General features: G+C 61.5%; 18 protein-coding genes, 1 pseudogene and 1 riboswitch. Of the genes and pseudogenes, 9 read left to right on the forward strand and 10 right to left on the reverse strand.

Features of this window, described 5'->3' with window-relative positions:
* Positions 1 to 100: 100 nt before the first annotated feature.
* Both lysC and ITX55_RS10925 read right to left on the reverse strand, forming a co-directional pair.
* Positions 101 to 1,468, reverse strand: coding sequence for a lysine-sensitive aspartokinase 3 (gene lysC, locus ITX55_RS10920; RefSeq protein ID WP_042785471.1), 1,368 nt, complete (start codon positions 1,466 to 1,468; stop codon positions 101 to 103).
* Between the two features lie 108 nt (positions 1,469 to 1,576).
* Positions 1,577 to 1,771, reverse strand: a riboswitch (Lysine riboswitch).
* 52 nt (positions 1,772 to 1,823) lie between these two features.
* Positions 1,824 to 3,632: a sodium:proton antiporter gene (locus tag ITX55_RS10925; protein ID WP_004936687.1), complete on the reverse strand. Its 1,809-nt coding sequence runs from the start codon at positions 3,630 to 3,632 to the stop codon at positions 1,824 to 1,826.
* A 229-nt stretch (positions 3,633 to 3,861) separates the two neighbouring features.
* On the opposite strand from ITX55_RS10925, the gene pgi reads away from it, so the two are divergent.
* On the forward strand, positions 3,862 to 5,508 hold the full coding sequence (gene pgi, locus ITX55_RS10930) for a glucose-6-phosphate isomerase (protein ID WP_033651205.1): 1,647 nt from the start codon (positions 3,862 to 3,864) through the stop codon (positions 5,506 to 5,508).
* A gap of 60 nt (positions 5,509 to 5,568) precedes the next feature.
* Here pgi and ITX55_RS10935 read toward each other — a convergent pair whose 3' ends face one another.
* The gene (locus ITX55_RS10935; protein ID WP_042785470.1) at positions 5,569 to 7,002 is read right to left on the reverse strand and encodes a capsule assembly Wzi family protein; all 1,434 of its coding nucleotides are present in this window, start codon (positions 7,000 to 7,002) and stop codon (positions 5,569 to 5,571) included.
* Between the two features lie 225 nt (positions 7,003 to 7,227).
* Between ITX55_RS10935 and psiE the strand changes: the two genes are divergently transcribed.
* Positions 7,228 to 7,635, forward strand: coding sequence for a phosphate-starvation-inducible protein PsiE (psiE, locus tag ITX55_RS10940; RefSeq protein ID WP_015379238.1), 408 nt, complete (start codon positions 7,228 to 7,230; stop codon positions 7,633 to 7,635).
* Positions 7,636 to 7,843: 208 nt separating this feature from the next.
* Here psiE and malG read toward each other — a convergent pair whose 3' ends face one another.
* From malG to malE, 3 genes are read right to left on the reverse strand one after another with little or no spacing between them, the layout of a single operon-like run.
* Complete coding sequence (malG, locus tag ITX55_RS10945; protein WP_033651207.1) at positions 7,844 to 8,734, reverse strand: maltose ABC transporter permease MalG; 891 nt, start codon at positions 8,732 to 8,734, stop codon at positions 7,844 to 7,846.
* A gap of 11 nt (positions 8,735 to 8,745) precedes the next feature.
* Entirely contained in the window at positions 8,746 to 10,323 is a 1,578-nt protein-coding gene (malF, locus tag ITX55_RS10950) for a maltose ABC transporter permease MalF (protein ID WP_042785469.1), read from the reverse strand.
* Positions 10,324 to 10,380: 57 nt separating this feature from the next.
* Positions 10,381 to 11,574 (reverse strand): maltose/maltodextrin ABC transporter substrate-binding protein MalE, encoded by a 1,194-nt coding sequence (gene malE / locus ITX55_RS10955; protein WP_089192308.1) that lies wholly within the window; start codon positions 11,572 to 11,574, stop codon positions 10,381 to 10,383.
* Between the two features lie 358 nt (positions 11,575 to 11,932).
* On the opposite strand from malE, the gene ITX55_RS10960 reads away from it, so the two are divergent.
* From ITX55_RS10960 to malM, 4 genes are all read left to right on the forward strand, one after another.
* Positions 11,933 to 12,904, forward strand: a complete 972-nt coding sequence (locus tag ITX55_RS10960; RefSeq protein WP_108682359.1) for an alpha-amylase family glycosyl hydrolase — start codon at positions 11,933 to 11,935, stop codon at positions 12,902 to 12,904.
* A complete protein-coding gene (gene malK / locus ITX55_RS10965; RefSeq protein WP_016930284.1) occupies positions 12,897 to 14,006 on the forward strand; it encodes a maltose/maltodextrin ABC transporter ATP-binding protein MalK in 1,110 nt (369 codons plus the stop codon). The genes ITX55_RS10960 and malK overlap by 8 nt, the downstream gene beginning before the upstream one ends.
* Before the next feature lie 32 nt (positions 14,007 to 14,038).
* Positions 14,039 to 15,328 (forward strand): maltoporin, encoded by a 1,290-nt coding sequence (locus tag ITX55_RS10970; protein ID WP_025304461.1) that lies wholly within the window; start codon positions 14,039 to 14,041, stop codon positions 15,326 to 15,328.
* Between the two features lie 97 nt (positions 15,329 to 15,425).
* On the forward strand, positions 15,426 to 16,331 hold the full coding sequence (malM, locus tag ITX55_RS10975; protein ID WP_223085049.1) for a maltose operon protein MalM: 906 nt from the start codon (positions 15,426 to 15,428) through the stop codon (positions 16,329 to 16,331).
* 55 nt (positions 16,332 to 16,386) lie between these two features.
* Here the strand turns inward: malM and ITX55_RS10980 are convergent, their stop codons facing one another.
* From ITX55_RS10980 to ITX55_RS10990, 3 genes are read right to left on the reverse strand one after another with little or no spacing between them, the layout of a single operon-like run.
* Entirely contained in the window at positions 16,387 to 17,370 is a 984-nt protein-coding gene (locus ITX55_RS10980; RefSeq protein ID WP_223085051.1) for a nucleoside hydrolase, read from the reverse strand.
* 21 nt (positions 17,371 to 17,391) lie between these two features.
* Entirely contained in the window at positions 17,392 to 18,393 is a 1,002-nt protein-coding gene (locus ITX55_RS10985; protein WP_223085053.1) for a LacI family DNA-binding transcriptional regulator, read from the reverse strand.
* A gap of 24 nt (positions 18,394 to 18,417) precedes the next feature.
* Positions 18,418 to 19,800, reverse strand: a complete 1,383-nt coding sequence (locus ITX55_RS10990) for an MFS transporter (protein WP_033651213.1) — start codon at positions 19,798 to 19,800, stop codon at positions 18,418 to 18,420.
* Positions 19,801 to 20,192: 392 nt separating this feature from the next.
* Between ITX55_RS10990 and ubiC the strand changes: the two genes are divergently transcribed.
* Complete coding sequence (gene ubiC / locus ITX55_RS10995) at positions 20,193 to 20,708, forward strand: chorismate lyase (protein ID WP_033651214.1); 516 nt, start codon at positions 20,193 to 20,195, stop codon at positions 20,706 to 20,708.
* A gap of 17 nt (positions 20,709 to 20,725) precedes the next feature.
* Positions 20,726 to 21,598, forward strand: a complete 873-nt coding sequence (ubiA, locus tag ITX55_RS11000) for a 4-hydroxybenzoate octaprenyltransferase (RefSeq protein WP_025304455.1) — start codon at positions 20,726 to 20,728, stop codon at positions 21,596 to 21,598.
* Positions 21,599 to 21,664: 66 nt separating this feature from the next.
* Here the strand turns inward: ubiA and plsB are convergent.
* Positions 21,665 to 24,129 (reverse strand): annotated as a pseudogene (gene plsB / locus ITX55_RS11005) (glycerol-3-phosphate 1-O-acyltransferase PlsB).
* Positions 24,130 to 24,277: 148 nt separating this feature from the next.
* On the opposite strand from plsB, the gene ITX55_RS11010 reads away from it, so the two are divergent.
* Complete coding sequence (locus ITX55_RS11010) at positions 24,278 to 24,646, forward strand: diacylglycerol kinase (RefSeq protein ID WP_015379225.1); 369 nt, start codon at positions 24,278 to 24,280, stop codon at positions 24,644 to 24,646.
* Positions 24,647 to 24,741: the final 95 nt, after the last annotated feature.

Consider the following 24,741-nt stretch of genomic DNA (forward strand, 5'->3'; position numbering starts at 1 on the left):
TGTTTTTTGCGGGTTCAACAAGCTGAACCCCTGCCGGTTTTGAACGGATTTTTTAGACGCAGGGGCGCAGCATGCTGCGCCCGCAATCAGGGATAATGACTTATTCGAACAGGTTGTGGTGCAGGGTGCGCACCACCTGCTCGGCTTCTTCGCCCGGCACCAGGAAGCACAGGTTATAGCTGCTGGCGCCGTAGCAGATCAGGCGGATGTTGAACGGATCGAGCACGCCGAACACCTCTTTGCCCACGCCGCAGGCCCGTGACAGCTGGTTGCCGATGATCGCCACCAGCGCCAGGTTTTCTTCCACTTCCACCCGGCACAGCGACGACAGCTCGGTCAACAGCGAGGTGGTCAGCAGGCTGCCGCCGACGGAGGTGGCGCCGGTGGTGTCCATGGTCAGCGCGATGCTGACTTCCGAGGTGGTGATCAGATCGACGGAGATATTGTGGCGCGCCAGAATGTTGAACACCTCGGCCAGGAAGCCGCGCGCGTGCAGCATGTTCAGGCTGTGCAGCGTCAGCAGCGTTTGCTTGCGGCGCAGCGCCAGCGCGCGGAACAGCGGCGGGTTTTCGGTGGTGTTGCACACCAGCGTGCCGCCGGCCGCCGGATCCTTGCTGGAGCCGACGAACACCGGAATATCGCTGCGCACTGCCGGCAGCAGGGTGGCCGGATGCAGCACTTTGGCGCCGAAGGTGGCCATTTCCGCCGCCTCTTCGAAACCGATTTTATCGATGCGCTTGGCTGCCGGCACCACGCGCGGATCGGTGGTGTAGATGCCCGGCACGTCGGTCCAGATATCCACCCGGCCGACGCCGAGCGCCTCGCCGAGCAGCGCGGCGGTATAGTCGCTGCCGCCGCGGCCGAGCGTGGTGGTGCGGCCTTTCGGTTCGCTGCCGATAAAGCCCTGGGTGACCACCAGCGCCTCCTGCAGACGCGGCCGCAACTGCGCCTGCGCCAGTTCGCTGAGCGCGGCGCTGTCCGGCACGGCGCGGCCGAAGTGATCGTCGGTGCGCATCACTTTACGCACGTCGAACCATTCGGCCTGCACGTTGCGGGCGCGCAGGATTTCAACGAACAGCAGGGTGGACATCAGCTCCCCATGGCTGACCAGCTCGTCGGTCAACGCCGTCGAGGTGGCCAGCGACGCGGCCTCCGACAGCATGGCGATGTTTTCCAGCAGGCGGTCTATCTCGTCGCGGATCACCGCAGGTGCCGCGAGGCGATCGAGGATGGCGTACTGGATGCGACGAATTTCATCAAGCTGGTAGTTGCGCTTCTCGGCCTCGCAACCCTCGGCCAGGGCGACCAGCAGGTTGGTGACGCCCGCCGAGGCGGACAACACCACCAGGCGGACCTGCGGGTTGGCCAGCACGACGTCGGCGCTGCGGTTCATGGCTTCAAAGTCGGCGACGCTGGTGCCGCCGAACTTGGCTACCACGGTGGAATTCTGGGGTACTGCTTGGTTCATGTAGAAACCTCGTGTCAGGGATGCCCGTTTGGGGGCACTGTAATTCCATAGCCTTGGCACAAGGGGAGAGCGGTAAACAGGGGGCAGGCGTAGAGGTCAGGCTACGATACACCCAGAAGCGCCCCACCTTGTCGATCGCCCTGCGGGCGATCCCCTGGTGACAACCCAGGGGATTCAGCCCCTGTAGTCGATACGATAATGGCCGGCCATTACCCTACCTCGGCGTCGCTCCCCCTCGGGTGCCGTCAACGGAGAAACGGCTCCTCTGACACTCTACCTGGGCGACGCGCCTCTTCTGGCTTGCGCACCGGGTGCGCAAGTAGGCTGTTAGGAATAGCCGGTTATCGTCATTCTGTCAACGTACAGACGGTGAGGGATTTTCATCTTGCACCAGCGCGATAAGCGTACAGGGCATCGCAGGCGTGGAACCGGCGCCAATCGGTTGCAGAGAACCGTCTTCCTTTTGGCTGAATAACGGGATAACGCCCTGATGTTTTTCCAAATACTCCAACCAACCGAAATTTTCGTTCAATTTGGTCGCTTTGATGGTGGCCCCCCTGGCGAGCAGGCTGCTCAGACGGCCGTAGGTGGCTTCCTGATTAAATAAAATTTCGTGCCGGCGGAAACGCGAACTTTCCGCGCTGGCGCCGCGCCCTTTCAACGGTGCCCCCGAACGAATGGCGAACACGTGATCCTCGCCGAAGAGATGGCCGAAGTGATAGACGGCCAGCGCGTTTTGGTGACGATTGGGCGACAGCGCCAGCACCTGGGCGATATTGCTCAGATCGAGATAGTTCTCGGCGTGTTCGGAGTAGGCGTGGCCATAGTAGGCCGGAATGCCGTCCATGCGCGCCTGACGGTAGTATTCCCAGCTGCTGTCGGTGACGATCACCGGCACGTTCAGCTTGATCAGCGCCTGCGCCAGCATGCGCGCCACGCTGTTGGCGCCGACGATCAGCACGCCGCGCGGTTTCTGCTGCTGCACCCGCAGCCAGCGCGCCATCATGCCGCTGGTCAGGCTTTGCAACACCACGGTGCCGATGATGATGGCGAACACCACGGTCACCAGCCGGTCGGCGCCCTGATAGCCGCTGCGCTGCAGCGTCAGCGCGAACAGCGAGCTGACCGCCGCGGCGACGATGCCGCGCGGGGCGATCCAGCACAGCAGCAGCCGATCGCGCCAGTGCAGGGAAGAGCGCCAGGTCGACACCGCGATGCACAGCGGCCGGGCGATGAACTGCACCGCCAGCAGCAGCAGCAGCAGCGGCCAGCCCATGTTCCACAGCGCCTGTATGTCGAGCCGCGCCGCCAGAATGATGAACAGCGCCGAGATCAGGATCGCCGACAGCTCCTCTTTGAACGCCAGAATATCGCTGGTATCCACGTCGCGCATGTTGGCCAGCCAGATGCCCATGACCGTGACGGTCAGCAAACCGGATTCGTCGGCGATGGCGTTGGAAACGCCGAAGGCGGTCAGCATGATCGCCAGCACCGCCAGGTTCTGCAGGTAGCGCGGCAGCCAGACGCGGCGCAGCGCCAGGCCGAGCAGGTAGCCGAACAGCGCGCCGGCGATCAGGCCGACGGCGGCGGTCACGCCCAGCGTCCAAAACAGGTGGGTATAGGATTCCGCATTCTGCTTCAGCACGATGAACTCGAACACCAGCAGGGTGAAGATGGCGCCGACCGGATCGATGACGATCCCTTCCCAGCGCAGCACCTGGTTGATATTGGCGTTCGGCCGCACGACGCGCATCAGCGGGGCGATCACCGTCGGCCCGGTTACCACCGTCACCGCGCCGATCAACGCCGCCAGCTCCGGCGGGAAATCCAGCAGCCACCAGCTGGCGAGGCTGATGACCAGAAAGGTGACCAGCATGCCGACGGTGACCAGATTGCGCACCACGCCGCCAAGGCCGCGAATTTCCTCGAAACGCAGCGTCAGCGCCCCTTCGAACAGGATGATCGCCACCGACAGCGACACCAGCGGAAACAGCAGATCGCCAAACAGCAGATCCGGCTGCACCAGATGCACCGTCGGGCCGAGCACGATGCCGAACAGCAGCAGCGGCAAGATGGCCGGCAGGCGCAGCAGCCAGGCCAGCCACTGCGCCAGCAGCGACGCTAGGCCGATAAGCACCAACATGAGTGGGGCGGATAATTCCATAAGCGAGATCCCTTTCAAATGACGAAATAAGCGACGATGACACAGCCTGATGACAATTCGGCAACCCCGATAACAGGCCGTTAGCCAAAAGTATAGAGTGAAAGCTGAAACGAGGCGGCAATGCGTTGACAGTTAGCGCCTATCGCAAGAAAAGCGATCATAATCACAGTCGAACAGGCTACAATCGGACAAACGCGTCATTTTTATTCTCAAGCCTAAGAGTGTTGCTATGAAAAATATCAATCCTAGTCAAACCGCTGCTTGGCAAGCCCTGCAGCAACATTATGCACAGATGAAAGACGTACGGATCGCCGACCTGTTCGCCGAGGACAGCGATCGTTTCTCCAGGTTCTCCGCGACCTTCAACGATCAAATGTTGGTGGACTATTCCAAGAACCGCATCACGCAGGAAACCCTGGAGAAGCTGCAGGCGTTGGCGAAAGAAACCGATCTGCAAGGCGCCATCAAATCGATGTTCGCCGGTGAGAAGATCAACCGCACCGAAGATCGCGCGGTGCTGCACATTGCCCTGCGCAACCGCAGCAACAGCCCGATCCTGGTCGACGGCAAAGACGTGATGCCGGAAGTGAACGCGGTGCTGGCCAAGATCAAACAGTTCTGCGCGCGCGTCATCGGCGGCGAGTGGAAAGGCTACACCGGCAAGCCGATCACCGACGTGGTGAACATCGGCATCGGCGGTTCGGATCTCGGCCCTTACATGGTGACCGAAGCGCTGCGCCCTTATAAAAACCACCTGAACATGCACTTCGTCTCCAACGTTGACGGCACCCACATCGCCGAAACGCTGCAGCCGCTGAACCCGGAAACCACGCTGTTCCTGGTGGCGTCCAAAACCTTCACCACTCAGGAAACCATGACCAACGCCCACAGCGCGCGCGACTGGTTCCTGAGCAGCGCCGTCGATCAACAACACGTGGCCAAGCACTTCGCTGCGTTGTCCACCAACGGCAAAGCGGTGGCCGAGTTCGGCATCGATACCGACAACATGTTCGAATTCTGGGACTGGGTCGGCGGCCGTTACTCGCTGTGGTCGGCGATCGGTCTGTCGATCGCGTTGTCCATCGGTTACGACAACTTCGAGCAGCTGCTGAGCGGCGCGCACGCCATGGATAAGCACTTCGCCGAAACGCCGGCGGAGAAAAACCTGCCGGTGCTGCTGGCGCTGATCGGTATTTGGTACAACAACTTCTTCGGCGCCGAAACCGAAGCCATTCTGCCGTACGATCAGTACATGCACCGTTTTGCCGCTTACTTCCAGCAGGGCAACATGGAATCCAACGGCAAGTACGTCGATCGCAACGGCAATCCGGTGGATTACCAGACCGGCCCGATCATCTGGGGCGAGCCGGGCACTAACGGTCAGCACGCGTTCTACCAACTGATCCACCAGGGCACCAAGCTGGTGCCGTGCGATTTCATCGCGCCGGCCATCAGCCATAACCCGCTGGGCGATCACCACGCCAAACTGCTGTCCAACTTCTTTGCCCAGACCGAAGCGTTGGCGTTCGGCAAGTCGCTGGAAGTGGTGGAAGCCGAGTTCGCGGCGCAGGGTAAAACCCCTGAGCAGGTCAAACACGTGGCGCCGTTCAAAGTGTTTGAAGGCAACCGTCCGACCAACTCGATCCTGCTGCGTGAAATCACCCCGTTCAGCCTGGGCAGCCTGATTGCGTTGTACGAGCACAAGATCTTCACCCAGGGCGCAATCCTGAACATCTTCACCTTCGATCAGTGGGGCGTGGAGTTGGGCAAACAGCTGGCCAACCGCATCCTGCCGGAACTGGCGGGCAGCGAGAAAATCAGCAGCCACGACAGCTCGACCAATGCGCTGATCAACCGCTTCAAGGAATGGCGCTAATCGCCTGATCTGAGCCAATAAAAAAACCCGCCGCGGCGGGTTTTTTACGTCTGCGAAAAGTTACAGGTTGATCGGCACTTCGAAGCTGACGCCGGCGCCCACGTCATCGGCGGTGCTGTGATCGCTGTCGGTGTACCACAGGCTGGTGTCGAACTTAACCTGTGACGGGAAGGTGTAACCCCAGCCGAGCTGAATGCCTTTCAGCGTATCGGAACGCGGGAATGCCCGGTTGATGGTTTGGTTGTTCGGATTCACCTTGGCGTATACCAAGCGGGTGCTCCAACGCTGGCTGTCGTCCAGCACCAGCTCGACGCGACCGGACAGCATCTGGCCGTCGCCGCCCATCGCATGGCCCAGCGGGTAACCTTGCTGGTAGTAACCGCCCCGATAGATGTAGTGGTTGTACATCACGTTGTTGGCGTTGCCGTTAGAACGGGTATCAGAACCTTCGATATGCCAGTTGATGGTGGTCGGACCCCATTCCGGATGGCCTTCAAGCCCCAACATATAGGCATTATGCGAAGGCAACATGCCGGCTTCATCTTCGCCGGTGATTTGGCCATAAAGGCTGACCGGCATGCCGACTAGCGGCTGCAGTTTGAGTTTGAAGTCAAAACCGCCCAACTGGTTGCCCGGATCGTTTTTCGGATCGCCGGTATTGTCGTTGCCGGTTACGCCATCCCAGAAGGAACGCCAGGAGTGCGGACGGCCATCACCGCCCCACATCATGACGCGCGAAGCGCCCAGCTCCAGGAAATCGGTCGGCATCATGGTCAGGCGACCGCCGATCAGTTTGGTATCCGGCACGGCAGCGTACTGCGACAGCTGACCGGCGGACAACTGGTATTGCCAGCGGCCGATCCACGACAGCCACGGCGTTTCAAACGGCGATTGGTCGGCGCGCTGCAGCATAAAGCCGGCGACCGGGCGCGCGGCGTCGGAGCGGATCAGGCTGCCGTCGTAACCCGGGCCCCACCACTGGGAGACCTCGCCGAAGGAGAGCCATTGGTTCCAGATTTTCACCGCGCCGTAGGAGCCGTTCATATTGAATTTGGAGCCGTCGCTGACGCGCTGGTCGCCTTCCACCGAGCCCTGCAGACGCACGTCCCAGAACTCGCCGTTGGCACCGGCGCCGATGGTCAGGCGATCGTCGGCGTACTCGTTTTGGCCGAAGCCCTGCGGGGTGCCGGGTTTATCGGTCGAGGCGTAACCGCTGACGCGGATGTTGGCTTTGAGGGCGTCAACGCGGCGTTGCACGCGGTCGATGACGTTTTTCTCGGTATTGGTGACCGGTTTGGCCTGCGCGATAACGGAACTGATCTCTTCCTGACTCAGCGGCCAGGTGGACAGGCTGACGTTGATGACGCCGCGGTCAGACAACCAGGCGAGATCGTTACGCAGATCGTTGTCAGGGGCTACCAGGCCGGCGGCGTGGCCGGACAATGCACAGGTAAACAGGCCCGCAGCGACCAGTCCGTTAAGTTTAGCGCGCATAAAGAATTCCCTTGTTAATTCGAGGTTATTGGTTTTATGTAAAGATCTCTGTGACCCATGATAGTTGACATTTCGATTTGCTACAAATCTATAAGCCAGAAACATCTTATTATAACTTTATGAATTAAATGGGGTTTAAAGTGCTTTCGCGAAGGGCGTAATTTTTAGGACAATGCCTATATTGGCAAGGTTGAATCATATAAGCGGTATTCAGAGAGAGGTTTTATGGCAAAAACGTCGCGTTCGATAATGATAGCGAAAGGGCTGCAGCGAGTGCTGAACGTGGGCCTGTTGCTGCTGGCGGCAATTCTGGTGGTGTTTCTGGTTAAGGAAACCATCCATCTGGCGAAGGTGTTATTTATCAACAGTGAAGAGTCGTCCTCTTACCTGTTGATTGAAGGCATCGTGATTTATTTTCTGTACTTTGAATTTATCGCCTTGATCGTCAAGTATTTTGAGTCGGGTTATCATTTCCCGCTGCGCTATTTTATTTATATCGGCATTACCGCGATTATTCGTTTGATTATCGTGGATCACAAAAATCCCATCGACACCCTGATCTACGCGGCGGCGATATTGGTGCTGGTGGTGACGCTCTATCTGGCCAACACCGATCGGCTGAAACGGGAGTAGCGATAAAAATGGCGGCCAAAGGCCGCCAAAGACACAGGATATCATTACCCGTCGTCTTTCAAGCGACAGCGTTGTTGACTGCACTCGCTAACCCCAGTTACTTACTGAAGTAAGCGCCTGGGCTTAGCGAGCTGGTCGCCTGGCTGTAACTTGAAATCCATAGGGTAAAAGATAAGGAAAAACATCAAACGCACTGCAGTGGCACAAATTACCCCTTCACGCCGCCGGCCGTCAGGCCGCCCACCAACCAGCGCTGCGCCAGCAGGAACACGGCGGTAATCGGTATCGCCGACAGCACCGCGGCGGCGGCGAAATCGCCCCACAGGTAGTTCTGCGGGTTGAGATATTGCTGCATGCCCACCGCCAGCGTGTAACTGTTCACATCGCGCAGCAGAAGCGACGCCACCGGCACCTCGGTGATGGCGGCGATAAACGACAGAATGAACACCACCGCCAGAATCGGCACCGACAGCGGCAGGAGCACCAGCCGGAACGCCTGCCACGGCGTGGCGCCGTCCAGCGCCGCCGCCTCTTCCAGCGAATTGTCGATGGTTTCGAAATAGCCCTTGATGGTCCAGACATGCAGCGCGATGCCGCCCATATAGGCGAAGATTACGCCGCCGTGGGTGTTGAGGCCGATAAACGGAATGTACTGGCCCAGGCGATCGAACAAGGCGTACAGCGCCACCAGCGACAGCACCGCTGGAAACATCTGGAAGATCAGCATGCTTTTCAGCAGCGTGCTCTTGCCGCGAAAACGCATGCGGGCGAAGGCGTAGGCGCAGGTGGTGGACAGCGTCACGATGCCGATGGCGGTGATCGCCGCGATCTTGACTGAGTTCCACAGCCACAGCAGCACCGGGAACGGCGGCGGCGTCACGCTGCCGTCGGCGTGGGTGACGCTGAAGCCGAGCGCCAGCCGCCAGTGATCCCAGGAGAGGGTTTCCGGTATCAGGCTGCCGGTGGCGAAGTTGCCGGCGCGCAGCGAGATGGCCACCACCATCAGCAGCGGGAACATGATCAGGGCGATAAAGCACAGCATCAAAATGTGGGTCATCCACAGGCGCAGGCGCTGGGATTTGGGTTGAACCATGGCCATCGTTATTCTCCCTAATCGAAGTTCATCTTGCTGGCTTTCAAATTCAGGATCGCCAGCGCGCCCACCAACAGGAAGATCAGCGTGGCGATGGCGGCCGCCAGCCCGAAGTCTTGCCCGCCGCCGCCTTCGAAGGCGATGCGGTAGGTGTAGCTGACCAGCAGATCGGTATAGCCGGCCGGCGTGGTGGTGCCGATCATGTCCGGGCCGCCGTTGGTCAGCAGCTGGATCAGCACGAAGTTGTTAAAGTTGAAGGCGAAGCTGGCGATCATCAGCGGCGTCAGCGGCTTGATCAGCAGCGGGAAGGTGATGCGGAAGAAGTTTTGCCACGGGTTGGCGCCGTCCATCGCCGAGGCCTCATACAGGTCGTCCGGGATTGCCTTCAGCAGCCCCATGCACAGGATCATCATGTACGGGTAGCCGAGCCAGGTGTTGACGATCAGGATCATGCTCTTGGCGGTGAGCGGATCGCTGAACCAGGCCGGTTTGATGCCGAACAGGTGGCTGAGCATCATGTTGATCTCGCCGAAGCTCTGGTTGAACAAGCCTTTGAAGATCAGGATCGAGATGAACGACGGTACCGCATAGGGCAGGATCAGCAGCACGCGGTAGATAGCCTTGCCTTTCAGCGCCTCCCACTGCACCACGCAGGCAAGCACCATGCCGACCGCCACGGTAAGGATCACCGTCATCACCGAGAACACGAGGGTCCAGATGAAGATCGACACGAACGGTTTTTTGATGCCCTCGTCCTGCAGCACCCGCAGGAAGTTTTTCCAGCCGGTGGTGACGGTATAGCCTGGGCTCAGGGTTTCCTGCGCCCAGCCGCCGTCGGCGTTGATCGCCTGATAGAAGCCGATGTCGCCGTTCGGCCGGTAGCGCACCTGAGTCTGGTTATTGGTCAGCGTGCTGCCGTCTTGGTCCAGCGCATACAGCGGACGGGTGCCGGAGAACTGGCGCAGGGAGCTCATGCGCAATTCATCGCCGTCCGGCAGCTGCGCCACCAGTTGGCTCAGCGCCTGCCGGTTCTGGGTGATCACCCGCAGCGTGGCGGGTTCGCCCTGCGGCGCGGCGCTCTGGGCCGTCAATTTCAGGGGGAGCGGCGGCGTCGCGTCGAGGCGGAAAGGCTCGGAAATCAGCGGCTGTTCACTGTCCGGCGAGGTCAGCTGCAGGCGCCACTGCTGGTTTTCCGCCGGGTAGAGGCCGAAGGTGAACGTTTTGCCGCTTTGGAACTGACGCTGCATCAATACCGATTGCGCGCGCTCAAACGTCAGCTGGTTGGTGCTGCTGTAGTTGGTAAAGGCGATGGCGATGGTGCAGATGAGCGGGAACAGGACGAACAATCCCATGCCGGCGACGCCGGGATACACATAGCGCCAGGCGTAGGCGCGGCGGTTGGCGAAGACGTAAAGCCCGGCGCTGACCAGGATCAGCGTCAGGATGGCGAACAGGTATTCACCCTGTGCATACATCAACACAATCAGGTAGCAGGTCACCAGGCTGAACAGGCCGACCACCAGCCATTTCAGCGCGTCGCTTTGCCACCACTTCGATTTTTTACGCGCAGGCGTCCCGGCGTGAGCGAATTGCATAGGGCGTTCCTTTCTGTGAAGCAACGGCGGGGCGCCACGGCGCCCCGCACGACGACATTACTTGGTGATACGGGTCTGCACATCGTCCAACGCGGCTTTCACCGTTTGGCGGCCGCTGACGGCGTTGAGCACCGCGCTGCGTTCGGCGTACCAGAAAGCGCTCATCTGCGGAATGTTCGGCATGATCTCCCCGTTTTGCGAGTTCTGCATGGTGGCGGCGATCTTCGGATCTTTGGCGAGCGTTTCCTGGTAGGACTTCAGCGCCACCGCGCCCAGCGGTTTGTCTTTGTTGACGTCCGCCAGCCCTTCGTTGGTCAGCAGATAGTTCTCGAGGAACTCGGTCGCCAGTTCTTTATTCGGGCTGGCGGCGTTGATACCGGCGGTCAGCACGCCGACGAACGGTTTGGACGGTTTGCCTTTGAAGGTCGGCAGCAGCGTCACGCCGTAGTTGATTTTGCTCTGCTCGATGTTGTTCCAGGCCCACGGACCGTTGATGGTCATCGCGGTCTGGCCTTTGTTGAACGCGGCTTCGGCGATCGAGTAATCGGTATCGGCGTTGATGTGTTTGTTTTTCACCAGATCGACGATGAACTGCAGGCCGGCCTGCGAACCGGCGTTGGCGACGCCGACATCCTTGATGTTGTATTTGCCGTTCTCATACTTGAAGGCATAACCGCCGTCGGCGGCGATGATAGGCCAGGTGAAGTAGGGTTCCTGCAGGTTCCACATGATGGCGCTTTTGCCGCTGGCGCGCAGCTGTTTGTCCAGCGCCGGGATCTCTTCCCAGGTCTTCGGCGGCTGTTTGACCAGGTCTTTATTGTAAATCAGCGACAGCGCTTCGACGGCGATCGGGTAGCCGATCAGCTTGCCGTCATAGCGCACGGCGTCCCAGGTGAACGGGAACAGCTTGTCCTGGAAGGCTTTGGACGGGTGGACTTCGGCCAGCAGGCCGGACTGCGCATAGCCGCCGAAGCGATCGTGGGCCCAGAGGATGATGTCCGGGCCGTCGCCGGTGGCGGCCACCTGCGGGTATTTCTCTTCCAGCTTGTCGGGATGCTCGACGGTGACTTTGATGCCGGTGTCTTTTTCGAATTTCTTGCCGACTTCGGTCAGGCCGTTATAGCCCTTGTCGCCGTTGATCCAGATAACCAGTTTGCCTTCCTCTATCTTGGCGAAGGCGGAAGAAGAGAGCACCAGAGTAGCCAGTGCCGAGAGCGCCAGCGTACGGGCGAGGGTAATGCTGCGAGTCATAATCCAGTCCTTCTTTTTGTGGGCACATAAATCAAGGAGAGACGTTTCGCGATCATAGTGGGTCACAACGCGACATATTCTCATCCTCCCCCCCTCTACGCCCCTGAGATGAGGAGTGTGATCCAGTTAACGTTGCGCTCTATTCTGTGGCGTCAGGCACAAAATAGGGGGGCGATTTTTGCCGGCTTGATCACAGATTTGCCTTAAGCGCGGAACTTCTCATCGCCGCGGTCGTTCTCTCATCCTCCCGTCTCCTCCCCCATGAAAAATCCTGTTACGGATGATTACCCTTTCCGGCGACTCCCGCACTATCGGCCCATTGATTTTCAACGCCACGCGCAGCAGGGATACCGGATTTATGTCGTCAATGCCTATCGCCACTCAGCCCACCCTGTACCGGATCCATCCGGCCAGTTTCCGTGACGGAAACGGGGACGGCGTGGGCGACGCGCACGGCATGCTGGCGGCGCTGCCGTACCTGAAAGCGCTGTCGATCGACGGTCTGTTGCTGCCGCAGACGCTGGCGCCGGAGGCCGAAACGGCGGTGACGGGCGAAGGGCTGACGCTGTGGTACGCCGACGAAGCCCATCGCGTTCGTCATGCCGCCGCCGCGCAGCGGTTCGCCCACGGCGCGCTGGCGCTCGACGTGATGCCGTTCAGCGCGGAAAAGCTGGTGGCGGTGCTGCATGCCCGCCGCGCCACGTTGGCGGACAGCCTGTGGAGCACCGGCGACGCCGATCAGCCTCGGGTGGTCAGCCGCTGGGGGCAGGGCGACCTGCGTTCCGCCGCCGCCTTTTTGACGCTGCTGGCGATGTTGCCGGCGCCGATCTGCCTGTACCAGGGCGAGGAGCTGGGGCTGCCGCACGCCGCCGGCCTGCAGGATCCGCGCGGCGCGCAAACGCCGATGCCGTGGCATGAAGCGCCTGAACAGGTCACCGCCGGCGAAGTCAGCTGGTATCAGCAGGTGGCGATCGAACACCGCGCGTTGGCCATCAGTCGCCAACAGCACGACAGCCACTCCACCTTGCGTTACTGCCAGACGCTGCTGGCCTTGCGCCGTTCGCCGCTTTTCCAGCGCGGCGAGCTGAGCGCGGTCAGCCAGCGCGATGGCGTGGTGCGCTTACTTATTACCCATCAGGATCAATGCCTTGAAGCGCTGATAAACCTGCAGCCTTATACTCAGGCGGCCGCGCCGTCTGAGGCGACCTTGCCGTTGGCATGGCAGCACGGCGCGCAGCAAGAGGGTCATCAATGGGTTTTGGCGGGCTTTGCCTCCGCCATTTTCACACGACATGTTAACTGCGAAAGCAGGGGAGTAACGCATGGCTAGCGTGACACTGCGCAGCGTTTATAAGGCCTTCGGTGAGGCCGTGATTTCCAAAGACGTCAATCTGACCATCGAAGACGGCGAGTTTGTGGTGTTTGTCGGGCCGTCGGGCTGCGGCAAATCGACGCTGCTGCGCATGATCGCCGGGCTGGAGGACATCACCTCCGGCGACCTGCTGATCGGCGAGAAACGCATGAATGAAGTGCCGCCTTCCGAGCGCGGCATCGGCATGGTGTTCCAGTCTTACGCGCTGTATCCGCACCTGTCGGTGGCGGACAACATGTCGTTCGGCCTGAAGCTGGCCGGCGCCAAGAAAGCGGAAATCAATCAACGGGTGAACCAGGTCTCCGAGGTGCTGCAGTTGGCGCACCTGCTCGATCGGCGGCCGAAGGCGCTGTCCGGCGGGCAGCGTCAGCGCGTGGCGATCGGTCGCACGCTGGTGGCCGAGCCGGACGTGTTCCTGCTCGACGAGCCGCTGTCCAACCTCGACGCCGCGCTGCGGGTGCAGATGCGCATCGAGATCTCCCGTCTGCACAAGCGCCTGCAGCGCACCATGATTTACGTCACCCACGATCAGGTCGAAGCGATGACGCTGGCCGACAAGATCGTGGTGCTCGACGCCGGTCGCGTGGCGCAGGTCGGCAAGCCGCTGGAGCTGTATCACTACCCGGCCAACCGCTTCGTCGCCGGGTTTATCGGCTCACCGAAGATGAACTTCCTGCCGGTCAAGGTCACCGCGGCGGAGCCGCGACAGGTGCAGGTCGAACTGCCCAACCGTCAGCTGGTCTGGCTGCCGGTGGAAGGCGCGGGTGTCCAACCCGGCGCCAACCTGTCACTGGGCATTCGCCCTGAACATCTGCTGCCCGGCGAAGCCTCTGAAGTGCGGCTTACCGGCGACGTGCAGGTGGTGGAGCAGCTCGGCAACGAGACGCAAATCCATATCCAAATCCCGGCCATCCGTCAAAACCTGGTGTACCGCCAGAATGACGTGGTGCTGGTAGAAGAAGGTGCCACATTCGCCATCGGCCTGCCGCCTCACCGCTGCCACCTGTTCCGTGAAGACGGTACGGCATGTAAACGGCTGCACCAGGAGCCGGGCGTTTAAAGCATCAAAGTCGGTATAACAGGAGAATAATGATGACTACTCTGCGCAAACTTCCTCTGGCACTGGCTGTCGCCGCCGGTGTTCTCTCTACTCAGGCGCTGGCCGTGGATTTCCACGGTTACGCCCGTTCCGGCATCGGTTGGACCGGCAGCGGCGGTGAGCAACAGTGCTTCAAGGCCACCGGCGCCGCGAGCAAATACCGTCTCGGCAACGAGTGCGAAACCTACGCCGAGCTGAAACTCGGGCAGGAAGTGTGGAAAGAAGGCGACAAGAGCTTCTATTTCGACACTAACCTGGCCTATTCGGTTTCGCAGCGTTCTGACTGGGAAGACGTGACCCCGGGCTTCCGCGAAGTGAACGTGCAGGGTAAAAACCTGATCGAGTGGCTGCCGGGCTCCACGCTGTGGGCCGGTAAGCGTTTCTATCAGCGTCATGACGTTCATATGATCGACTTCTACTACTGGGATATCTCCGGCCCGGGCGCCGGTCTGGAAAACATCGATCTGGGCTTCGGCAAGCTGTCCGCCGCCGTGACCCGCAACTCGGAATCCGGCGGCTCTTACGGCTACCTGGATAACGAATGGAAACAGCGTCCGACCGTCAACGATACCTTCGACGTGCGCTTGGCCGGGCTGGAGCTGAACCCGGGCGGCACCCTGGAGCTGGGCGTGGACTACGGCCGAGCCAATGCGCAGGATAACTACCGCCTGGCCGACGGCGCCAGCAAAGACGGCTGGATGTTCACCGCCGAACACACGCAAAGCATCCTGAACGGTTACAACAAATTCGTGCTGCAGTACGCCACCGACTCGATGACCTCGCAGAACAACGGCCGCAACGAAGGCGCCACCATCGATAACAACGGCAAGATGATCCGCGTGTTGGATCACGGCGCCATCGACTTCAACGATCAGTGGGCGCTGATGTACGTCGCCATGTTCCAGGACATCGACCGCGACAACAACAACGGCACCACCTGGTACACCGTGGGCGTGCGCCCGATGTACAAATGGACGCCGATCATGAGCACCCTGCTGGAAGCCGGCTACGACAACGTCAAATCTCAGCGCACCGGCGATCGCAACGGCCAGTATAAAGTGACCCTGGCGCAGCAATGGCAGGCGGGCAACAGCATTTGGTCGCGTCCGGCCATCCGCCTGTTCGCCACCTACGCCAAGTGGGACGAGAAGTGGGGCTACGCCACCGGCGATGACACCGGGTATAACGCCGGCACCGCTTACAACGACACCAGCATGCATACCTTCAGCCGCGGCAAGGATGACGAAGTCACCTTCGGCGCCCAGATGGAAATTTGGTGGTAACGACAGGACGGGGAGGGCCGCCGGCTCTCCCCCAACCGCATTCGCCGCGACCCGATCTCTTGCCTGATCCGCCGCGGTGCTGAAAGAGGATATAACGATGAAAAAGAATCTGCTGTCACTCTGCCTGTCGCTGGCGCTGACCGTCGGCGCGCCTTTGGCGGCCAACGCCGATACGCCGGCCAACGTTTCCGTCGCCCCGGCCATCAGCGCCGCCACGCTGCAAAGCTTGACGTGGCAGCCGCTGCAACCGCCAGTGTCGCAAGAAGTGAAGCTCGACGCCGTTAGCCCGCAGCTCAATCAGGGCGACATTCAGGGGGCGATCGCCGCCTATACGCTGCCGGCCGATCGCGGTTCGCTGGAAGTGACGCTGAGCAGCCTCGCCAAGAACAATTCGCTGTACGTGCCGAGCGTGCTGGTGCTGGACGAGCATCTGCGCCCGGCGGCGTATTACCCGAGCAGCTATTTCCCGTATCAGCCGCCGGGAGCAATGTCCTCCGATCGCCTCGAAGGCACGTTGAAACTGACGCCGGCGCTCGGTCAAAAACAGATTTACCTGCTGGTGTACACCACCCGTCAGGATTTGGCGAAAACCACGCAGCTGACTAACCCGGCCAAGGCCTACGCACAGGGCGTGGGCAACGCAGTGCCGGATATCCCGGATCCGATCGCCGGCCACGCGACGACCGGCACGCTGAAGCTCAAGGTGACCGCGGAACAGGGCACCGGCAACGTGATGATCGGCATGCTGCAGCCTGCGCCGACCGTGGCGCCGGTGGTGGTGGGATCAACCGCACCGGCCACCGTGGCGGCGCCTGCACCGACGCCGGAGAAACCGGCGGAGCCGATGCTCAACGATACCGAAAGCTACTTCAATAACGGCATCAAGCAGGCGGTGAAGGCGGGCGATATCGACAAGGCGCTGAAACTGATGAATGAGGCCGAGAAACTGGGCTCGACCACTGCGCGTAAAACGTTTATCAGCAGCGTAAAAGGCAAGGGGTAACACCCGACGCTGCCGATGCTGGCTCGATGATTGGTGCGCCTTGGCGCACCTTTTTTCATCCGCGGGCCAGCGTTGCGCCGATCAATGCCAGCAGACGGGCGTTATCGACCTGCTGCATGATGCGCACCGGCTTGCCCTGCGGCGGCGGCATGCCGACCGTCAGGCGCAGGCTGTCCGGCCGCCAACGGCGTGAGCTGCCGCGCGTCAGCGCCCCTTCCAGCGCCACATCCACATGGAACATTTCGGTCGTGACCAGCTGCGGTGCCAGCAGCCAGGCGATCACCAGCGCATCATGGATCCAGCAGCCCGGCAGGCGCCGCGTATGGCGCGAATAGTCGATCCACGGCTGCGTGGTGGCGCGCAAATAGCGGCACAGCGGCGTATCCGGCTGCGTCAGTGCGGCCAGATCCGCCTGGGTCAGCATGGTCTGGGTGGTGACGTCCAGCGGCGCCAGCGTGATAGCGGCGCCGCTGTTCAGCACCAGCCGCGCGGCTTCCGGATCCAGGCCGAAATTGGTGTCCTTGATGTATCCCTCGACGTTGAACACGCCGCCCATGATCACGATCTCTTTCACCGCCTGCGCCATCTGCGGGTACAGCTGCATGGCGTGCGCAACGTTGGTCAGCGGGCCGATCGCCGCCAGCGTTATCTCGCCGGGATGGCGGCAGATCAGCTCGCCGATGGCGATGGCGGCGTCCGGTGTGGGCGCATGGGCGAGTGAGGGCGCGGGCAAGTCGCGCCACAGCGCCGCCAGCTTGGGATCGGCGATCGGCCTGTCCAGATGCGCGCGCCATGGCTCCGGCGGCTCGCTCAGGGCTCGCGCCGCGCCGAGGGCGACCGGCACCTGGTAGCCGCTTTGCGCCAGCAGCTCGCTGGCGACGGCGAAGCCCACTTCGCGCGGGGTGTTGCCGGCCACGATGCTGATCAGTTCCAGCTGCAGCTGCGGTTTGGCCGCCAGCGCCAGGGCCAGCGCCAGGCCGTCGTCGACGTTGGCGCCGGGAACGCCGTTGCCGGGATCGCAATCAATGATCAAACGCATAGAAGGTGTCCTGAAAAACCGCTAACAGCCGCACGAGCGGCGGATGCGCAGTTGAAAAGCGAATTCATGCAGCTCGGCGGGCGCGGCGCCGGCGGCCAGCATGGCGATGGCCCGCTTGGCCATGGCGTCGATAGGCTGCTCGACCGCGCTGAGCGGCGGCACGCTGAATTCGGATTGCTGCGTGCCGTTAAAACAGATCAGCGCCAGATCGTCCGGCGCGCGCAACCCATGCTCCGCCAGCGCCGACAGGCAGCCGAGCGCCTGCTGCTCGTTGGAGGTGAAAACGGCGCGCGGGAGCGGGCCTTGCACCATGCGCTGGGTGGCCTGGTAGCCGCCCTGGCGGGTGTAAGGCGCCTCGAAAATCCACTCGTCGCGCGGCGCAATGCCCGCCTCCAGCAGCGCATCGCGCCAACCGTTCAGGCGATCCTGCGCGTTGAGCATGGTTAGCGGACCGATGAAAATGCCGATGTCGCGATAGCCGTGCTGCAGTAGATGGCGGGTCGCCTGGCAGGCGGCGTCGCGCTCGTCGACGCGGATGGCGCAGACGCCGGCCTGGCTGTCGATAGTGTCTATCATCACGCAGGGCGTGCCGGAGGCGCGGATCAGCTCGAACCACGGATGGCGATCGACGCTGGTGTACAGCAGGCCGTCGACCTGGCGACGCAGCAGGTTATTGATCAGCTCATACTCGCGCTGCCGGTCATCGCCGGCGTCGCCCAGCAGCAGCACGCGGCCGCGGCTGAAGGCCTCCTGCTGCAGCGCCCGCGCCAGCGTGGCGAAGAACGGGTTGGAAATATCCGGCACCACCAGCCCGTAGGTTTGCGTGCTGCCGGAGGCCAATGCCCGCGCGATGTCGTTCGGCCGGTAGCCGGTCTGCTCGATCGCCGCCAGCACGCGCAGCCGGGTGGCTTCCGCCACCGGGCGCGGGCCGTTGTTGATCACATAGCTGACCACGGCGACGGAGGTGCCCGCTACGCGGGCCACGTCGGCGCGGGTAACGCGTCGCGCGGAGTGATTATCCAAATTGGGATCCTGTTCGCCTTCTCGCTACGCGGCATCCTGCGGCAGGTTGAGATCGCGGCCGCGGGTTTCGGGAGCAAAGAAGGTGGTGATTAAGCCGATGGCCGCCATTACAACAAAATAGCAGGCGACAGGCCACCAGTGACCGAAACCGGACAGCAGCGCGGTGGCGATCAGCGGCGCGGTGCCGCCCGAGAGGATCGAACCGAGCTCTTTGGCGAACGCCATCTTGGAGTAGCGATTCTTCACGCCGAACAGTTCGACGCCGTAGGCCGCCTGAACGCCGAAGATCCCCAGCGACGCGATGCACATGCCGACCACGATCACCGAGATGACGATAGCCGGTTCACGGCTGTCGAGCAGCCAGAACGCCGGGAAGGCATACAGCACCAGCAGCAGGCAGAACCAGCGGTAGGTAATGCGGCGGCCGAAACGATCGGACAGCCAGCCGGCCAGCGGGATCACCAGAAAACCGCACAGCGAGGCGATCAACACCGCCAGCGCCGGCACCGATTTATCGACCATCAGCACCTTGGCGACATAGCCGACGATAAAGCCCTGGCACAGGTAGGAAGGGCCGTTTTCGCCGATGCGCAGGCCGAGCATCACCCAGAACGCTTTGGTACGTTGCAGGTAGCTGCGCGTATCCGGCGCGGCCTGGGCGGCGTCCAGCATGCGCTGGTGGTTTTGCTGCAGCTCGCGTTCGAACACCGGCGTTTCCCGCACGTGACGGCGCAGGTACAGCGCCACCCCGGCGATCAGAATGCTGGCGAGGAACGGAATGCGCCAGCCCCAGCTCATCAGATCTTCCTTGTCCAGCTGCAGCACCAGCAGCCATACCAGCGACGCCAGCAGGGTGCCGCTGTTGGAGCCGATGGCGATGATCGACGCCACCAGCCCGCGCCGCTTGGCCGGCGCGTATTCCGCCAGCATCACCGCGCCGCCGGACAGCTCCGCACCGGCGCCGAACCCCTGCGCGAAGCGCAGGATCACCAGGCAGGCGGGCGCCCAGACGCCGATTTGCGCATAGGACGGGATCAGGCCGATCAGCGTGGTGGAGAGGCCCATCAGCGCCACGGTGGTGATCAGCACCACGCGGCGGCCTTTGCGGTCGCCGATCCAGCCGAACACCAGCGCGCCGATCGGCCGCGCGACGAAGCCGACGGAGTAGGTGGCGAAACTGGCCAGCAGCGCCACCAGCGGCGTGGCTTCCGGGAAGAACACGTCGCCGAACACCATGCCGGCCGCCAGGCCGTACAGCGCGAAGTCGACGTATTCCATGGCGGTGCCGAGCCAGCAGGAGAAGGTGGCGCGCCAAAATTGGCTGCGCCCCTCTTTGGTTGCCAGGCGTTCATCGGCCGCCAGCGCGGCGTCGGCGGTCTGTGAAGGGGCAAGCGTTGTTTCGCTCATGGCAGTGCTATCCTCTTTTGTTCTGCGCCTGGAGGAGCGCGGTTAAAGATGGTTTCCCTGGTGCCGGCAACAAAGGTGTGCCGACAAATCATGTCGGACGCATGGCGATTCAACGCTGCTGTATCAGGGTATCTACGCGCGTAGATAACACAACGCGAGGAAGCTGAAACTTTGCGGGCGATCACAGAATCGTCAGCGCGCCGGGAAATGAAGATAGAGAATGCGGATGGCAAAAAGATGACAGAACCCCGGTTTTTCCGGCCGATAGGCCTGCCGTTTTCGCCACGAATCAGCCTGCCGCTTTCGCATTTCTGCGCTACAATGGGGGCCTGTTAACAGTTTGTATCGTCTGGCGCGCCGTACCGGCTGCGGTTCAGGCGAGGAGTAAAGCAATGTCTGGCATCAGGGATTCCATCCTGCCGCCGCTGGAGTGGTTATCCGAACAGGATCCTCCGGCGCCCGCCGCCGTCAGCGACTGGCTGATGGAGTTAGGCTCCATGACCCGCCGATTTGAACGCCATTGCGCCCAGGTGCGCGTTGAACCGCAGCGCGAATGCTTCGTCACGCGCGAGGCGCTGGGCGACGAGGCGAACCACCTGCCCGACAGCCCGCGCTACTGGTTGCGCGAAGTGGTGCTGCTGGGCGACGACCAGCCCTGGCTGCTGGGGCGCACGGTGATCCCGGAACATACGCTGACCGGCCCCGATCAGGCGTTGGTGGATCTGGGGACGCTGCCGCTCGGGCGCTATCTGTTCAGCAGCGGCGATCTGACCCGCGACTATATCCATATCGGCCGGCAGGACGCGCTGTGGGCGCGTCGTTCACGGCTGCGGCTGGCGGGCAAGCCGCTGCTGCTGACCGAACTGTTTTTACCGGCTTCGCCGCTGTATTCAGCGGTTCCCGCATAAGAGAGGAGAGCAAGACGTTGGAGGGAAGCGTGACTCAAAGTAAATGGCGGGCTTACAGCCATTTGATGCGCATTGATAAACCGATCGGCACGCTGTTGCTGTTGTGGCCGACGCTGTGGGCGCTGTGGCTGGCCGGGAAAGGCGTGCCGCCGCTGTCGATTCTGGTGGTGTTCGTGCTCGGCGTGTTCCTGATGCGCGCCGCCGGCTGCGTGGTGAATGATTACGCCGATCGCGCGGTGGACGGCTACGTAAAGCGCACCGCCGGGCGGCCGATGCCGAGCGGCCGGGTGAGCGCGAAAGAGGCCAAGGTGCTGTTCGTGGTGCTGGTGCTGATCTCGTTCTGCCTGGTGTTGACGCTGAATGCGATGACCATCTGGCTGTCGCTGGCGGCGCTGGCGCTGGCCTGGGTGTATCCTTTTATGAAGCGGGTGACCAACCTGCCGCAGTTCGTGCTGGGCGCCGCGTTCGGCTGGGGCATTCCGATGGGCTATGCGGCGGTCAGCGAATCGCTGCCGCTCAGCTGCTGGCTGCTGCTGCTGGCGAACATCTGCTGGACGGTGGCCTATGACACGCTGTATGCGATGGTCGATCGCGACGATGATCTGAAAATAGGCATCAAGTCCACCGCCATCCTGTTCGGGCGTTATGACAAGCTGATCGTCGGGCTGTTGCAGTTCGCAACGCTGTTGTTGCTGGTGTGGGTCGGTTATCTGGCGCAGCTCGGCGGCGCGTTTTACTGGTCGCTGTTGCTGGCGGGCGCGCTGTTCATTCACCAGCAGAAGCAGATCGCCGGGCGCGAGCGCGAGGCCTGTTTCAAGGCCTTCCTGCAGAACAATTATGTTGGGCTGGTGGTGTTTATCGGCATCGCGCTCAGCTATCTGCCGGCGTAACGGTTTCCTGCAGCAAGAAAAAAGGCACCCCAAGGGGTGCCTTTTGTGTTTCCGCGCCGGGTGAAATCACTCGTCTTTCTCTTCTTGCGCATCGGTTTGCGGCAGAGCGTTGGTCTCTTCCGGCATGTTGACGCTTTCGATGGTCAGCTTGATTTCCGGCGTGATCAGATCGCTCAGCATGTTGTACACCTCGAGGGTGTGCTCGCGGATCGCATCGCCGCTGTCGTTGATGTAGCCTTCTTCGCGCAGCGTCGCCACCAGGGTGGAGAATACCGCCTTGTCGAAGAACTCCGGCGCGTTGATGCCGTGCAGCACCGACAGACGCTGCGCCATGATGCGGCTCTCTTTCTCCAGCGCGCCGCGGTTGATGCTCGGGTTGGCGCTGAGGATCGACATAGTGATGGCGTAGCGTTGCAGGGTTTCGCGCACCCCGGCGGCCAGCAGCTGCAGCGGGCGAATGCGCGCCGGGTTCAGCACCAGCTCGTCGCCTTTGTCGCAGATCAGCTGTTGGCGGATCAGCTCGTCGATCATCGGCCGCAGTACGTCCGGCAGCTGCTCCTTGTCGTTATGCAGGAACAGCTCGGCTTTCAGCATCGGGTAAATCATGCCAATCTGGCGCAGCAGTTCGGCGCGCGATACCCGGCGATGATGCATGACGATGCTGGCGATCAGCGACGGCAACACCAGCAGGTGGTGGATGTTGTTGCGGTAATAGGTCATCAGCACCGCCTGCTCGCGCGGCAGAATGATGATGTCGCCGATGTTGTCCTTTTCCACCTCGAACTTGTTCATGTTCAGCGCGTGATCCAGCAGCTCGTCCGGCGTCTGCGTCGGTACGGTGACGTCATGCGCGTAAGGCGCGTTGCGCATCAGCTGCAGGTAGCACTCGAGCTGCTCGAGCAATTGTTCGCGGGTCAGCGAACGCTGGCGGGAGGCCAGCAGCGCGGTGGAACACAGGTTCATGGCGTTGGCCGCGGCGGCATTGTTGATGCGCACCATGATCTGGCCGGCGAGATCGTTGACCGTCGGCGTCAACCAGCTTGGGCGCTGAGCCTCGATCGGATCGATCGACTCGCGCCACTGCGGCACGTGCTGGTTGAGGTAAGCGGTCAACGGCAGCGGTTCGCCGAAGTTGACGTAACCCTGGCCCAGATTGCGCAGTTTGCGCAGGCCGCGCAGCATCTGCAGCAGGCTCTCTTTTTCCTTGGTGGCGCCGCGCAGCTCTTTGGCGTAGGTGCCCACTTCCATCACATGCTCGTAGCCGATGTAGATAGGCACCAGCGTGATCGGACGGGCGCCGCCGCGCAGCATCGCCTGGATGGTCATCGACAGGGTGCCGGTTTTCGGTTCCAGCAGACGCCCGGTGCGGGAACGGCCGCCTTCCACGAAGTATTCCACCGAGTAACCGCGGGTGAACAGCTCGCCGAGGTATTCGCGGAACACCGTCGAGTAAAGCTTGTTGCCCTTGAAGGTGCGGCGGATGAAGAACGCGCCCAGACGACGGAAGATCGGGCCGGCGGCCAGAAGTTGAGGTTGATGCCCGCAGCGATGTGCGGCGGCACCAGGCCCTGGTGATACAGCACGTAGGACAGCAGCAGATAGTCCATGTGGCTGCGGTGGCAGGGCACGTAGACGATCTCGTGGCCGTCCTGCGCCAGCTGGCGCACGCGCTCGGCGTTGGTGACGTTGATGCCCTGATACAGCCGGTTCCAGGTCCAGCTCAGCACGCGATCGGACAGACGCACGGTTTCGTAGGAGAAGTCGGCGGCGATCTCTTCCATCAATGCGATGGCGTTCTGCTGGGCTTTCTCGTGCGAGATCTTCTTGCTGCGCGCTTCGTCCTCGACCGCTTTTTCGATCGCTTTGGACGCCAACAGCTTATTGAACAGATCCTGACGGGCCGGCAGGCTTGGGCCTACTGCGGCCAGGCGCTGACGCGAGAAGTGCATGCGCGCCACGCGCGCCAGTTTCTGCGCGATGGTTTTATCCGTGCCGTGTTCGGTAGCCATGCGGCGCAGCGAAACGGTGTTGGAGAAGCGCACGAAGCTGTCGCGGCCGAGCCACAGCACGGCGAAGAATTTTTGCACGCCGTTCAACAGACGCAGGTGCGGCGTGCCGTGGCCTTCGCGGCCCGGCGAGCGGCCGAACATGACCGAAACCGGCAGCATCTGAATGTCGAGATCCGGATTGCTGCGATGCAGATCCAGGTAGTCGTGGAACAGCTTTACCGACTCTTCTTTCGGGGTGTAGTAGCGGAACACGCGCGGGCCGTCGTGAATGAACACGTAGCTCGGCAGCACGGTGCCGTCGATCTCCAGCGCGTTGAGCGGATCGGGCAGATCCTGCGCCAGGCACTGGGTGCGCAGCGTCAGCAAATCCGCCTTGGAATTGTAAGGTAAAACATACAAAATCGGCCGTGAGGGATCCAACCCTAGCTCGGTAACCGGATCTGAAGGGATGACCTTACTTCTTACCAACAATTTAAGTGGTAAATTCAATATTTTATAATAAATTTTACGCCAACCTGACATAACAACGTGAAGCCTCTTGTTAGCAATGCGCCGCAAGCATACCAGAAACCGGGTAGCAGATCTGTGGTGTTCGAAAACCGAGAGCCGTCAGCGCGGACTGTTCTAGACTCTTTTTATTATGACCGACCTCTGAGAAAGGCACGAAAACATGGCAAACCAAGCAACCGGATTGACCCGCATCATCAAGGCCGCCGGCTATTCTTATAAAGGGCTTTCCGCCGCCTGGCAACACGAGGCGGCGTTCCGCCAGGAACTGGTGGTGACCCTCCTGGCTATCATACTGGCTGTCTGGCTGGACGTGGGTGCGATAGCGCGCATTTTATTGATCGGATCGGTGGCGCTGGTGATGATCGTCGAGATCCTGAACAGCGCGATCGAGGCGGTGGTGGATCGCATCGGCAGCGAACACCATGAGCTGTCCGGGCGGGCCAAGGACATGGGATCGGCGGCGGTGTCGCTGGCGATCGTACTCGCGCTGTTCGTTTGGGGCACGGTCTTGTGGCAGCATTTTGGCTGACGCAAAGCGCCTACTGACTGATTTTTATTTATTCTTCGGTTCCCAATCCGCGCTTACCTGTATATACTCACAGCAAGACTGTATAAACAAACAGG

Source organism: Serratia sp. EWG9 (genome assembly GCF_019913725.1).
Taxonomy (GTDB): domain Bacteria; phylum Pseudomonadota; class Gammaproteobacteria; order Enterobacterales; family Enterobacteriaceae; genus Serratia; species Serratia ureilytica.

Bases quoted from the DNA above. Each gene is read 5' to 3' on its own strand.
- lysC (WP_042785471.1), bottom strand. From the start codon at position 1,468: ATGAACCAAGCAGTACCCCAGAATTCCACCGTGGTAGCCAAGTTCGGC.
- ITX55_RS10925 (WP_004936687.1), bottom strand. From the start codon at position 3,632: ATGGAATTATCCGCCCCACTCATGTTGGTGCTTATCGGCCTAGCGTCG.
- pgi (WP_033651205.1), top strand. From the start codon at position 3,862: ATGAAAAATATCAATCCTAGTCAAACCGCTGCTTGGCAAGCCCTGCAG.
- ITX55_RS10935 (WP_042785470.1), bottom strand. From the start codon at position 7,002: ATGCGCGCTAAACTTAACGGACTGGTCGCTGCGGGCCTGTTTACCTGT.
- psiE (WP_015379238.1), top strand. From the start codon at position 7,228: ATGGCAAAAACGTCGCGTTCGATAATGATAGCGAAAGGGCTGCAGCGA.
- malG (WP_033651207.1), bottom strand. From the start codon at position 8,734: ATGGCCATGGTTCAACCCAAATCCCAGCGCCTGCGCCTGTGGATGACC.
- malF (WP_042785469.1), bottom strand. From the start codon at position 10,323: ATGCAATTCGCTCACGCCGGGACGCCTGCGCGTAAAAAATCGAAGTGG.
- malE (WP_089192308.1), bottom strand. From the start codon at position 11,574: ATGACTCGCAGCATTACCCTCGCCCGTACGCTGGCGCTCTCGGCACTG.
- ITX55_RS10960 (WP_108682359.1), top strand. From the start codon at position 11,933: ATGTCGTCAATGCCTATCGCCACTCAGCCCACCCTGTACCGGATCCAT.
- malK (WP_016930284.1), top strand. From the start codon at position 12,897: ATGGCTAGCGTGACACTGCGCAGCGTTTATAAGGCCTTCGGTGAGGCC.
- ITX55_RS10970 (WP_025304461.1), top strand. From the start codon at position 14,039: ATGACTACTCTGCGCAAACTTCCTCTGGCACTGGCTGTCGCCGCCGGT.
- malM (WP_223085049.1), top strand. From the start codon at position 15,426: ATGAAAAAGAATCTGCTGTCACTCTGCCTGTCGCTGGCGCTGACCGTC.
- ITX55_RS10980 (WP_223085051.1), bottom strand. From the start codon at position 17,370: ATGCGTTTGATCATTGATTGCGATCCCGGCAACGGCGTTCCCGGCGCC.
- ITX55_RS10990 (WP_033651213.1), bottom strand. From the start codon at position 19,800: ATGAGCGAAACAACGCTTGCCCCTTCACAGACCGCCGACGCCGCGCTG.
- ubiC (WP_033651214.1), top strand. From the start codon at position 20,193: ATGTCTGGCATCAGGGATTCCATCCTGCCGCCGCTGGAGTGGTTATCC.
- ITX55_RS11010 (WP_015379225.1), top strand. From the start codon at position 24,278: ATGGCAAACCAAGCAACCGGATTGACCCGCATCATCAAGGCCGCCGGC.